Annotated in this window: 13 protein-coding genes and 1 riboswitch; of the genes, 5 read left to right on the top strand and 8 right to left on the bottom strand. The window is 53.1% G+C overall.

What is annotated here, in order from left to right; genetic code table 11:
- Positions 1-311 precede the first annotated feature (311 nt).
- Positions 312-1,379: an L-glyceraldehyde 3-phosphate reductase gene (gene mgrA, locus ACR0J2_RS18070; protein ID WP_170808341.1), complete on the top strand. Its 1,068-nt coding sequence runs from the start codon at positions 312-314 to the stop codon at positions 1,377-1,379.
- 330 nt (positions 1,380-1,709) lie between these two features.
- On the opposite strand, the gene ACR0J2_RS18075 is transcribed toward mgrA, so the two are convergent.
- Positions 1,710-1,967: a hypothetical protein gene (locus tag ACR0J2_RS18075; RefSeq protein WP_170682845.1), complete on the bottom strand. Its 258-nt coding sequence runs from the start codon at positions 1,965-1,967 to the stop codon at positions 1,710-1,712.
- A 21-nt stretch (positions 1,968-1,988) separates the two neighbouring features.
- Between ACR0J2_RS18075 and ACR0J2_RS18080 the strand changes: the two genes are divergently transcribed.
- From ACR0J2_RS18080 to ACR0J2_RS18095, 4 genes are all read left to right on the top strand, one after another.
- Positions 1,989-2,684: a DUF374 domain-containing protein gene (locus ACR0J2_RS18080; RefSeq protein ID WP_170682846.1), complete on the top strand. Its 696-nt coding sequence runs from the start codon at positions 1,989-1,991 to the stop codon at positions 2,682-2,684.
- Positions 2,685-2,772: 88 nt separating this feature from the next.
- Entirely contained in the window at positions 2,773-4,296 is a 1,524-nt protein-coding gene (locus ACR0J2_RS18085; RefSeq protein WP_170682847.1) for an AMP-binding protein, read from the top strand.
- On the top strand, positions 4,296-4,583 hold the full coding sequence (locus ACR0J2_RS18090; RefSeq protein ID WP_170682848.1) for an acyl carrier protein: 288 nt from the start codon (positions 4,296-4,298) through the stop codon (positions 4,581-4,583). The genes ACR0J2_RS18085 and ACR0J2_RS18090 overlap by 1 nt, the downstream gene beginning before the upstream one ends.
- Positions 4,576-5,433, top strand: a complete 858-nt coding sequence (locus ACR0J2_RS18095) for a class I SAM-dependent methyltransferase (RefSeq protein ID WP_480527128.1) — start codon at positions 4,576-4,578, stop codon at positions 5,431-5,433. Before ACR0J2_RS18090 ends, ACR0J2_RS18095 begins: the two co-directional genes overlap by 8 nt.
- 129 nt (positions 5,434-5,562) lie before the next feature.
- Here ACR0J2_RS18095 and ACR0J2_RS18100 read toward each other — a convergent pair whose 3' ends face one another.
- From ACR0J2_RS18100 to ACR0J2_RS18130, 7 genes are all read right to left on the bottom strand, one after another.
- Positions 5,563-6,090 (bottom strand): hypothetical protein, encoded by a 528-nt coding sequence (locus ACR0J2_RS18100; protein WP_480813455.1) that lies wholly within the window; start codon positions 6,088-6,090, stop codon positions 5,563-5,565.
- A 979-nt stretch (positions 6,091-7,069) separates the two neighbouring features.
- Positions 7,070-7,615 carry a hypothetical protein gene (locus tag ACR0J2_RS18105; RefSeq protein WP_480492255.1) on the bottom strand — a complete coding sequence of 182 codons (546 nt, stop codon included), beginning with the start codon at positions 7,613-7,615 and terminating at the stop codon, positions 7,070-7,072.
- Positions 7,616-8,278: 663 nt separating this feature from the next.
- Entirely contained in the window at positions 8,279-8,887 is a 609-nt protein-coding gene (locus ACR0J2_RS18110; protein WP_480634869.1) for a transglutaminase-like cysteine peptidase, read from the bottom strand.
- 203 nt (positions 8,888-9,090) lie between these two features.
- Positions 9,091-9,594: a hypothetical protein gene (locus ACR0J2_RS18115; RefSeq protein ID WP_171676556.1), complete on the bottom strand. Its 504-nt coding sequence runs from the start codon at positions 9,592-9,594 to the stop codon at positions 9,091-9,093.
- 66 nt (positions 9,595-9,660) lie between these two features.
- Entirely contained in the window at positions 9,661-10,359 is a 699-nt protein-coding gene (locus ACR0J2_RS18120) for a CbtA family protein (RefSeq protein WP_171676554.1), read from the bottom strand.
- 4 nt (positions 10,360-10,363) lie between these two features.
- A complete protein-coding gene (locus tag ACR0J2_RS18125) occupies positions 10,364-10,534 on the bottom strand; it encodes a CbtB domain-containing protein (RefSeq protein ID WP_170481539.1) in 171 nt (56 codons plus the stop codon).
- Between the two features lie 34 nt (positions 10,535-10,568).
- Positions 10,569-10,784, bottom strand: a riboswitch (cobalamin riboswitch).
- A gap of 181 nt (positions 10,785-10,965) precedes the next feature.
- On the bottom strand, positions 10,966-11,301 hold the full coding sequence (locus tag ACR0J2_RS18130; protein WP_170481541.1) for a DUF1636 family protein: 336 nt from the start codon (positions 11,299-11,301) through the stop codon (positions 10,966-10,968).
- Positions 11,302-11,468: the final 167 nt, after the last annotated feature.

The raw sequence follows: 11,468 nt of genomic DNA on the forward strand, positions 1-11,468 counted from the left end.
TTTCGACCTCACTACGACCAATGAAACGCGCAGTACACTATGGCCATCATTTGGCTAGTGGCCACTATTTTTTTGAAGGAAGTAACTTGCGCGAAGATGCCATTAGAGTCTCAGAATTTGCGAAAGCGTAGACAAAGGCAGCGTTGTCCGCGCAGCTGTCGTTCACGCCGAGCACAGCGAAGTCAAAAAGGCCTACGGCCGAGTTTCGGCCGCAACTTCTGTTCGTTGGAAGTGATTGCAGCATGCTTTGCTGATGCCTGATTGCGATCTCGTTGAATTGACAAGGTGTGATGATCTAGGATTATGGAAAGATGAGCAAAGTGCAACGCCCTCCGAAACCCCGACCGCACCCTTATCTTCCTGATCCCGATCGCTATGAGCAAATGGTCTATCGCCGTTGCGGTCAGTCTGGCATAAAGCTACCCGCGATAAGCCTTGGGCTGTGGCACAATTTCGGTGGGGATACGCCGCAACTGACAAAGCGCGAGCTTTGCCGGACTGCCTTTGATTTGGGTATTACACACTTTGATCTGGCAAATAATTATGGCCCGCCGCCGGGATCGGCGGAAGAAGCATTCGGCGAAATTTTAAAAACTGATTTCGCAGGCTATCGGGACGAACTCATCATATCAACCAAGGCCGGCTATGACATGTGGCCAGGTCCTTATGGGGAGTGGGGATCACGGAAATATCTTGTGGCATCATGTGACCAGTCGCTCAAGCGGATGGGGCTCGACTACGCAGATATTTTTTATTCCCACCGGTTTGATCCGGATACCCCACTGGAAGAGACTATGGGCGCTCTGGACTATATCGTGCGCTCCGGGCGCGCACTCTATGTCGGGATTTCAAGCTACAACTCGCAAAGAACGCGCGAAGCGCTTGCCATCTTGAAAGACCTTGGAACACCATGCCTGATCCATCAGCCTTCCTACAACCTGCTTAACCGATGGGTTGAACACGACGGGCTATTGGACACGCTTGACGAAATGGGCGTCGGATCGATTGCGTTCACGCCTCTTGCACAGGGTATTTTGACATCGAAGTATTTGAACGAAATTCCTGCGAACAGTCGGGCGACCCAAGGCAAGTCGCTCTTGGACGGTATGATCAACGAACGTTCACTGGCGAGTGTCCGGGCTCTAAACGAGATAGCGGCATCGCGCGGTCAATCATTGGCGCAGATGGCGCTCGCTTGGGTCTTGAGGGGTGATCGGGTAACGACTGCACTTATTGGCGCTTCTCGACCCGAGCAGATCGTGGATTGCGCCGGTGCGGTCGAAAATATGGAATTTACCGACGCGGAACTCTTCAGGATTGATGAGGTCAGTGCGGAAGAGGACATTAATTTATGGGCGCTATCCTCGGAAACTGCGTAGGATTGCTGACGACTGTTATTTTGGTGCGAACAGGCTTTCTTGTACGATCGCTAGACACTTCCGGTTCGGGCTAGAAGCGGTCTTGCGACGAGTCAGAAGCTCGACTTGCAACCTAGTCCCGAAAGCAGTCATTATACTAATTGCGCTGATCTGGTGTTTTCAAAGGCTTTGCCGATTGCTCTGACAACCGGCTTGAGGCAGCTGTCGTTCGCAAATTTCGGGCTGACCGACCGCTCCTAACCTGAATTGCATCAATATTCAGCAGATACCGAAGGTCTAGCGCAGTGGACGATACGGAGCCGACGGCCACTCCGTTCACGAAGCAGTCGCTTACACCGAAAGCCGCAAATTACTAAATCGAGCCCAAACCGGAAGCGCCTCTGCTCTGGCAACAGCACGTGCAGTAACATGAATGACCGAAGTATTCAGTTCAGACGCAGAGAGATAAATTGCCAAATGGCCAAAAAACCTTCCTTGTGCTGAGTATCGACGCGCTGGCCCTGCCTGCTGAAGAGACTTGTTCATCGCAGCACAAGAATCTTCCAGCTCTTTATTGCTTTCATTAACCCGGTTGCCGAAGATAGCCACAACGGTTGCCGGTGAAAAGTGATGGGAAAAAAAAGAAAAATTGCAGACGTCCCGTGGCTCAACCGCAGCGTCGAAGCCATGGTAGCGGCATGGATTTGGCTGGCATTTTCGACATCAAGGTGGGAGAGGATCGGATTTGAAGACCTCGAAGACTCATTGCGGAGCGGCGAGCCAGCAATCATCGTGCTCTGGCACCAACGACTGATGATGTCGCCTTACTTGTTTGACCCTTCGCTTGGACCAATTTGTTCGCTTACATCCTCTTCAAGAGCTGGTCAGCTTGCTGGAAATGTTGTCAAACGATTTGGGTTGGGTACGATCAGCATGTCTTCGCACCAACGCCATGTCGCGCTGACGCGGGCGGTGTTGCGAGGCATTCGCGAGGGCGTATCTCTTGGAGTGGCAGCAGACGGCCCTAGAGGACCAGCCAGGATTGCTTCGCTTGCCCCAGTAACCTGGGCACGCGCTTCTGCGAAACGCGTTTTTTTAGTTAGTTACTCGGCGCGGCGGGTCCACGTCCTGCCGACTTGGGACAAGATGTGGTTTCCCGCGTTGTGGACTCGCGGCGTTTTGTTTTGCCAGGAATGGCATGAAGCCGTATCGAGCTTTCCAGACGACATCGAAAGCGAGAGGCTTCGACTTAGCTTGCAAAAAGCGCTGAATGCGGTGACAGATGAGTCCGACCGCGCTGTAGGTCGTATGCCCGAAGGGCGATAGAAGCAGTCCGGTAGGATTCGCCATTTTCGGTTGATAGCTGACTCCGACTCGATCATCTTTTAGAAAATGGCATAAAGAGATTTTCCATATGAAAACATATTGGCCCGAACATTTTGTGTTTGTTGGAAAAACGTCTCCAGATGGTGTGGCGGTTCCGAGGGCACGCATCGCCCGTCGCGCCGCGCTGATCGCGGAGCTTTTGAAGTCGAACGGTGTATCGCCGGGTGATCGCGTCGCCATGTGGTTGCACCGAGGCGAAGACCAGATCGCGGCAATGTTCGGATGCTGGTCCGCCGGCGCGGCTTTTTGTGTGCTGCCTTCCTTTGCGGGTCGGACTGCGACTGAACGGTCGCGGCACCGTGTGGATGATGTCTGGTCCGTTCTGCAGCCAAGACTGTTGCTCAAGGAGGCGGGCACAGACTTGCCCGAGGCCTTGGATGCTACAGTTGACACGCTGGAGTTGCCGCAAGACGACGCCCAATCGGATTTATCCTTAGATCCAAATAGTTTTCTGGCAAATCGAAGCCCGGACGACATTGCTTTCGTTCAATTCACCTCGGGCAGCACAGGCGGGGCCAAGGGGGCCGTAGTTCGCTTTGGGCAACTTAAGGCCAACCTGGACGCAATAGCGCAGAGATCAAAGCTGTCAGAGACAGATCGGATGGTGTCCTGGGCACCTCTTTATCACGATATGGGCCTCATGGCAGTTCTGCTTCCATTGAGCCGCAAAGCGAACCTAGTACTCATGGAAACTGAACATTTTGTACGTCGCCCGGCCGCGTGGCTGGAAACGATTTCAAACTATGGTGGTACTATTACAACGGCTCCGCCCACAGCGCTGAAACTATTGACGCGCCGGACAGTCAAAAATGTGGACCTGACTGCTCTTCGATATGCATGGATCGGCGGCGAGATGGTGTTTCCGGCAGTGGTTGACGCTTTCGAGGAGGCATACTCCGCTGCAGGATTAAGCAAAGGGGTAGTGCAGCCGACCTATGGGATGGCGGAAACTGTCGTAGGCATTTCCTGTGGTGCTTCTGGTGAAACGTGGTCTGTCAGTAACGGGTACATCTCCTGCGGGCCAGTGCTGCCGGACATGGAGTGCCGGATCGTAACCGAAGACGGAACCAAGATTGGCGCCGGTGATGAGGGGCATATCCAGGTCCGTGGACCATCAGTTTTGAAAGGCTACCTCGGGCTTGAAGCATTCGCATCGGACGCGTGGTTTGATACGGGCGACTTGGGTTTCATGGATGGCGGTCGATTGTATGTTACCGGTCGAACGAAGGACGTGTTGAAGCGGGGCGCGGAAGCATTCCCTGCAACTGTGGTTGAAGCGGTCGCGGAAAATGCGCTGAACCTCGGCGTCGGACGCGCCGTGGCCTTTGCGTGCATACGTTCCGGCGCAGACCGGGAAGAGATTGTTCTCCTAGTAGAGTGTCGCAACTGGGATGATGATCAAGCCCGTAGGGTGGGCGCTGCAGTGGCTGGCGAACTGGGTTTACAGGTCGATGTAATCAGAAATGCGATAGGAGGGCGTTTACCGCGCACCTCCAGTGGAAAACTCATGCGCCAGAAGGCGGCGCAACTATTTAGGGAAGGACGGGTTTGATGGACCAGAAAAACCGGAATGACTGGACAGTTGATCGGCTGATCTCAATTCTGCGCGATCTCGCCAGCGAGAAGGTCCTGCCGAACCATCTTGTAAACGGCCACATTTCGGGTTCGGATACCGTATCTACTCTGGGGATTGATTCCATTGGCGCCGTCGAACTCATCGACCATCTTGAGGCCGAATCTCAGGTCCTGTTACCTGATGATTTCCTCGACTTTGAAGACAGAATCGAAGACATTGCTGATCGCCTGAACTCGCTGAAGCCGGGGGCAGCCAATGACTGAATCAAACTCCGGGGCGTCGCAGGAAGCTATTGAGTTTCACTACGATATGCCCGCCGATTTTTTTTCGCTTTGGCTCGGCAGATCTATGACTTACACGGCAGCGCGCTTCACGCGACCGGGCATGACACTGGACGAAGCGCAGGACGAAAAAATCAACTATCACCTCAGTGCCGCGAATGTTGCGTCGGGGCACCGCATGCTGGACATCGGTTGTGGCTGGGGCACTCTGCTGAGCGCTGGGGTCAAACGACTGGGAGCCGCCTCGGCACACGGCCTTACACTGAGCCCCCTTCAGCATCGTTACATCGGGTCTTTAGGCCTGCCCAACGTAACCGCGGCTCTGCAAAGCTACGAACATCATGAACCTGAAGAGCCCTACGAGTCCATTGTCAGCGTCGGCGCTTTTGAGCACTTCGTGAAACCCAGTATGTCACGGGAAGAAAGGCTGCGAATTTACTCGGAACTGTTCCGGCGTTGTGCCGAGTGGATGACGCGAGATGGCCGGTTTTCCCTACAGACCATGACGTGGGGTGACGCTGGTCCGGCAGAGCGTGATATGAATAGGATACATGAGATTTTCCCCGAAAGTGACCTGCCAGAAATCGCGGACGTGATCGAAGCGTCCCATCCGCATCTGGAACTGGTTTCAATGGAAAACCGCCCGGAAGACTACCAATACACTCTGGCCGAATGGGCAAAGGGGCTGATAGCCAACAGTGACGCTGCGATCAGGATCGTTGGTGAAGAGCGGTTCAAGTTTTATCTGAACAGTTGCAAGGGTGGGTCCCTGCTATATCGACGCAGACGTTTCTATCTTTGCCGTTTCGTGTTCAGGCGCAGGGGCAGATAAATTATCCGGCCGCGAGCCGGGTTTCGATGCGTTTGACAGCATTGAACGTCGGCTTTCCTCAGTCTTTGAGACCGCTTTGCCAAAACAAAGCCGCCCACAACGTGAGCGGCCTTGAGAAATTGAGACAAATCAGTTGGTGAGAGAAGCATTGCATTCACGCGCCGCTTCAATCGCTTTCTTCGTACCGGCAAGGCTCACTTCGAAGGCAAAATTGCTCTCCGGCATTACGATCATGGCTTCGCGCTCCATCACATCTGCCACGAAGTCGGGGTTGTTGGCCAACAAATAGCCACCATTATACCCATCTGCCAGATTGGGTGGCGCAGCTGTTGTATCGCCGTAGTACAACTTGTTGTCCATGAGCAGTTCAACCTTGTCATCTTCGAACTCAATGTCCGCCTTGGTGAAGACCCCTATGTAGCCGAACTCCTTGTCTGGGGTCAGACCCATTTGCACAACGTTTGTATTCTCATCGACCCGTTCAATCAGGCAGGTATTCCGGCTCTTGTCTACAAAGATGTTCCAGCCGGATTCTTCGCCGTAGTTTACAAACTCTGCATTGTCTTTCGGCAGAATGTTCTTGTCCTTGGCGTGCCCTAACTTTGCCCCGAATGCGAGAACAGCCGAAACAAAAACAATCTTAGTTGTAGTTTTCATAGATACGCTCCCAAAAAAAATATCGCAAAATGAGGATGCGAAGATAGGCGGTAAACGCCGTTCTTGCAAACAAGCCTCAAAACCGAAGGGAAAGGGCTTCGTTTTTTCCTGAATTGCGGAACGATTTCGGTAGCCAAGCGTTTGATCATCTAACGCCGACCGGACCGGAATTCACCGACCCGATCGGCCACTAGCGACGGAAAACTCGTTACCCCCTCAATCCCCAAAAAACCCGCATTGTTCGGAGGGAAACCAATTGAACAACGCGGGAAGCAGTTTGGGGTAACCATTTTACGGTGCGGATCGCGGGTTGGATCAAAGTTCCCCGCGCCACCCTAACCTGAGATGATAGGCAACGCGGGGATTTAGTCTGCCCATGTGCCTTGCCAAACTATCTCGAATGTGCGTTGAGCCGCAGGTAGCAAAAAAGGTGCCTTGCCTACTAATTTTAGACTCTGCTGACTAACCTCGTGACCAACCAATCGCACGGCACGGCCACGTTTTCTAACGCGGGCCAGTAGGGTAGAGTATGGAAGCAAGCACCAAGAGAGTGAGAAACAAATTTAGCGCGCGCAAAAATACTTGATTTGGTGCATTTTGGATTCAAGTATTGGGGTGCGTAGCAAATCTTAATTACCTCTGTTGCTGCCGCATCCACCAGACGTGTCTGGTCGCCTCCCGGTGATGTAAGTGAGTGACGTCGCTGGGAGGCCATCTATTTCTTCTCAACGCACTGGTCCAATCATAACAATCTCCGAACTCGTATCAAATTGTGAAATAAGCCAAGGAAAGTCCGAATGAAAGGACATCGGCGTTTTTGACATCGTGTTCAAGTTAGCAAGGGGACTGGGTGCTACGAAATTACAAAAGCATAGCGGTCGCTGACGTGGCTTGGGATGCGGGAAGCGATGGAACGAGCTTTTTATCGGTGGTGAAAGAGGAAACAATAGTTCACCTAGTGAGGTTTCGCTGCGGACGCCTATTCTTCGACAATTCCCACGGCGAGACCTTCCGTGAAGCTCAGAGCTACTTTGTCTCCCGGGCTAAGCTGCTCGACAAACTCGCGACCAACGTCTGTTTCAACCTCGATCATTTGTTCTGTACCACTGCTGTCCGTCACAGTGGCGATTGAGCTCGCGTTGTCGAAGGACACAAAAGTCAGAATCAAGGTGACCATTGTTCCGGCAGCCATGCCCGGTGTTGATCCCTCTGCAGCCTGGCCTTCCAATTCAACCAAACTGTCAACCTCGCCAGGGAAAGCAATGCTTGCAGCCATCCCCAGTGTGTACATCGCTTTGACTGTGTCACCCTCTTCAATTTGATCGAAGTTTTTGACTTCCGGTCCTGCAAGAATGGTCTCTTCTTCACCTGTCTCTGAGTTTTGCAGCACGATGAGCCGAGTGTCCGGATCAACTGACTTAACTGTCGCGTCGGCTTCGATGGTAACGCTGCGCTCAGCTGTTTGAGCAAAACTGAGTGCGGGCAAAATAAAGAAAAATGCAGACGTTAGAATTTTCGTTAGCATGTCTTCTCCTTATGAGATTCATGGTGGAAGTCTGTACACTAGCATGCAGTTCTTCAGGATGGCGAAACGTTGCCACACCACTTCGAATTTAAAAAGATGTTTGTCAGCCAGCTACACCAAAGACCGATGTTCTCGAACTTCAGATTTCCGCCAGACAGAGCATAGGAGATCTAGAGCGATTACGCGGACAATGCTTCAATGTAAGCTTTGTCCGCTCTGCGTAAGCTCATGCGTGGTGCCGCGAATGACCAAAGTTACACATCTTATTCTCTTGTTCCACCTGACGCTCAAATACGCAGCTTCGGGCCAATTGGGCTTACATGTTTTCGATTTCCGGCGATGCAAGCCAAAGGAATAAGACGGGGAATCGGCGCGGTGAGCTCAATGGTGCCAATTCCGTAAATGACCCATTTCCGTGAGCGTTCAGTCGCGAGTCAGGAGATCTACCGTTAGGCGCCGGGTGAGGCTTTGGGAGAAAGAAAGTGCATATCGAACCGGGCATCGTGAACGGCGCCAAAATCGCGCTTTCCAGTGTTGCCGCCGCAGGCCGGTTACTTACACGGTGAAAGTCTGATCGAAAGAAAAAGCGGAGACCTCAACTGAACGCCGCAAAGAACCAGAAGTTAAAGGGCCAGTGCTTATTGTGGCGCGCCACATTTACTTTTAGCCGTTAGCAATCTGCACCCAACGGTCAGGGTGAATCGGGTCCTGTATTCGAAGGAATAGATACTTTGTTTCCTTCCACGTTTTGATCCTGTTGGTAACATTGTCCAGAACCAAATCGCCTTCACTCGAGCGATAGACTAGAACAGCATGGCCACTGCGATTGGTGTCCAAGACAGTTGCAATTAGTAGCTTCGTAGGATCCAAACCGTTCTGCACAAGTTCAAACTTCTTTTGCAAAGCGAAGTCTTCGCAATCTCCTGATCCATGTGTCGGCAGGGTCCAGTACTCCTTTGTACCATATTGGCTTTGATCCGAAACGGCGCGAATCCTCCGATTGACGCGCATGTTGATCGTTTTAACGATCTGCTTTTCCTGCGCCTCGGACAGTCCAGAACTACGAGTTTTCGCGCACGCCCAAGAGTAATCATTGCATAGTGATTTGGCCCCCGACGGCGCTTCAATCTTTCTATCAAGATCGATGAAGGGAAGCTCAGAGGCTTGCAATGTAGCGGTAGAGACAAAGTAACTGCATATGAAACCGGCTATCGATAGATAAACCGGTATCTTTTCCGAAAACCGTTCCTGAGCTAAAGTGGGTTTTGTCATATCTGCCTTCCCCATGCTCAGTTTTCCAGTGCATCCGCAACTGCCGGACCAAGAGTACTCTATCGCAAGCCTTCATGTTCTGCGGTGCTTTGCAACAGCTTGTCTGTTCTTGGATACAGAGCGGCAAAAACCCGCACGCACGCTGTACTTGCCGCTTTGACCTGCTGAACCCACGTAGTTGTCTTCTCAGCCAGGAATGTCACTCAGGAGTCATCGCCGTCAGGCTGGACGGTCACTTTGGCCTCTACGGGCACACCCTCAACCATCAGAGGGCTGTGGCTGTTGCCATTGAGAGAAACTTTTACCTCAACATTGCCATCGGGGAGCGACGGAAGGTGTAACCAATTGGCATAAAGGCGGCCCAGCTTTTCGCCGTTGATATAAACATGCGCGTGACCTTCGCCTGGAACGTCAGCCGAGGAAGCATTTTCCGGAGCAAAGCGAAAGTTCTGCGGTGTCACACGCAGATTCCAGCCCGCCATAGGATCCTTAATCATCTGGATCGCCACACTGGGGGCGTCGCTGTCGGCAGGTAGATTAGTGGCCGCGGAGTGGTCGTGCGCTGCCATCTCCATGTTGCCGCCATGTTGGGCCGGGTCAGTATGATCATGGCTCTCAAAGGTGCTACCGCTGCTGGCGGCAATCACAAAGCCAGCACCGCCGCCAAAGACAAGTCCGATGGCAAAGAGAGCGAGAGAACGGGACATCTTGTCATCCTCAATAAAGAAAGCCCCCGCCGGTGTAACCAGCGGGGTAGCAATGGAGGAGCGCGATCAGACTGCAGCGCCTGCGCGCTTGCCTTCTGTCTGCCAGAAGTAGCCGGTGAAACTGCCCAAGAGTGCCCAGGCGGCCATGCCGATGCCGAAGGCCCGGGCAGCAAAAAGCGCCCCGATCTCGGTCGGAACCGGCCCAGAGAAACTGTCGGGCTCAGGGGCCCCGATAATATGCGGTACCATTAGCAGCACGGCCGCAATCAGGTAGCTTACCAGGTTACCTCCAAAGGCAATCAGCCACATGGCCACGCCGGCTGCGGCAACGGTGACCGTCCACCAGATCTGACGCTCTCCGACATCTGCTGCCGCCACTCCGGGAACTTCTGGAGCCAGCGACAAGCCAGGAGCAAAGTGGAAGGCGACAAAGCCCGCAAGACCCCAAAGCAGGCCGGTGCGGCCGTTGATTTCATGCCCCTGACGTTCGGCTACCGACATCAAAGCCGCCAGGACTAGCGCATAACCAGTGTACGTAAGCGTGGTGAAGATAATGCTGAGACCATCGCGCATCGGCTCGGCGAACATGCCGGGCAGGTCGGGATGCGCAGTTACCGGATCAGCGCCAAAATGTACCAGGTCGCCGCCTTCATAGAGCTCGGCGTGAAGTAGCACGGGCTGCACGAAATACAACTGCAGAAGGGCGGCAATCAGCCCCGCTGCAGCACCAGCGAACAAGCCGCTGGTCAGAATACGACTGAACATTGTCTTAGTGGCAGGGGAAGCCAGTTGCGTGGCGCACATCATGAGCCGCGTCATGCAGGCCAGAAGCCTGAACATGGCCAGTCACGGTAATGATCCCCAGACCCAGAACCACGGCGAATACTGCAGGCAGAAAGGATGCGCCAGCGGCGGATGCCTTGATCGTTTTTGTCGTCATTTTAATCCTCCTCACCGTCACACCCGACGGCATAAGTTGTGTCCATTCTACGGCCGGTCTCCTGACTCGCAGGTCACAGCAGACTTCCCCCTTCCCGGCGCCATTACGCCAGTGGTATTGGAAGGCCGCTCGCCGCTCACAGTCGCGGGGGCGGTCAAGGCTTCAGTGCAGTAGTTTAATGCACCGTCCTCATTCCCGTTTCAGTCCCAGTGCGTAAGCACCTTTGGACACCGTAGAAGCCTTTATTCTTCCATAGTGCTGCGTTCCGTCAAGTACGAAAGCGACATCATAGCATTCTGCAGCGGTTAATCTTAAGTAATGGCAGGATTGGTTTAGATTTTAGCCGCTAAGTGCAGAAGGCTAAGTCGAAAAACACAAACTGTAAGCTGAAAACTCCACACCGGAGTTTTGGCCGGCAAGTTGCATGTGGGCTATCTTTTTTGTGCCGGTATACGTGCAATCGCCTTGAAACGTAGCTTACCTAGCTTCCTGGCGTCAGCGAAGTCGCCGTCAGTACTGTCCTCATACATCCGCATGAAAATCATTATGTCCGGAAGATCGACTGCAGTAATCTCTCCGAACAGATAGGCGGTCTTGCCGCTTTGTCGCACCGCCAACGTCTGTGGTCGGCGACAACCGGACATGCAATCTACTTGCTGCAACTCGGCTTGCACCCCCGATGCCTCCAGCGTTGCGGCTAGCTGATTATAAAGGGTGGAATCCGCGTCGCGGCAGGTTCTGCAAAGCGTGAGGGTAGGCAGGCACATGCGTCAGGCTGATCCTTGATCGAGAACTTCCATCTGAGATTTCATATTTGCTGGTCGGTTGTTAGCTCGGTTTCAATACCTGTTTTGACTCTAAATCTGGAAAAGAGTCTATACTCGAGCAACAAGCACACATTAGCCCTAGCCCTCTAAAACTATGCAAATACACC

This window comes from Ruegeria sp. CG4 (assembly GCF_056537185.1).

Excerpts from the sequence above, each read along its gene's own strand:
- mgrA (WP_170808341.1), top strand. The coding sequence starts at position 312 with ATGAGCAAAGTGCAACGCCCTCCGAAACCCCGACCGCACCCTTATCTT.
- ACR0J2_RS18080 (WP_170682846.1), top strand. The coding sequence starts at position 1,989 with ATGGGAAAAAAAAGAAAAATTGCAGACGTCCCGTGGCTCAACCGCAGC.
- ACR0J2_RS18085 (WP_170682847.1), top strand. The coding sequence starts at position 2,773 with ATGAAAACATATTGGCCCGAACATTTTGTGTTTGTTGGAAAAACGTCT.
- ACR0J2_RS18090 (WP_170682848.1), top strand. The coding sequence starts at position 4,296 with ATGGACCAGAAAAACCGGAATGACTGGACAGTTGATCGGCTGATCTCA.
- ACR0J2_RS18095 (WP_480527128.1), top strand. The coding sequence starts at position 4,576 with ATGACTGAATCAAACTCCGGGGCGTCGCAGGAAGCTATTGAGTTTCAC.
- ACR0J2_RS18100 (WP_480813455.1), bottom strand. The coding sequence starts at position 6,090 with ATGAAAACTACAACTAAGATTGTTTTTGTTTCGGCTGTTCTCGCATTC.
- ACR0J2_RS18105 (WP_480492255.1), bottom strand. The coding sequence starts at position 7,615 with ATGCTAACGAAAATTCTAACGTCTGCATTTTTCTTTATTTTGCCCGCA.
- ACR0J2_RS18110 (WP_480634869.1), bottom strand. The coding sequence starts at position 8,887 with ATGACAAAACCCACTTTAGCTCAGGAACGGTTTTCGGAAAAGATACCG.
- ACR0J2_RS18115 (WP_171676556.1), bottom strand. The coding sequence starts at position 9,594 with ATGTCCCGTTCTCTCGCTCTCTTTGCCATCGGACTTGTCTTTGGCGGC.
- ACR0J2_RS18120 (WP_171676554.1), bottom strand. The coding sequence starts at position 10,359 with ATGTTCAGTCGTATTCTGACCAGCGGCTTGTTCGCTGGTGCTGCAGCG.
- ACR0J2_RS18125 (WP_170481539.1), bottom strand. The coding sequence starts at position 10,534 with ATGACGACAAAAACGATCAAGGCATCCGCCGCTGGCGCATCCTTTCTG.
- ACR0J2_RS18130 (WP_170481541.1), bottom strand. The coding sequence starts at position 11,301 with ATGTGCCTGCCTACCCTCACGCTTTGCAGAACCTGCCGCGACGCGGAT.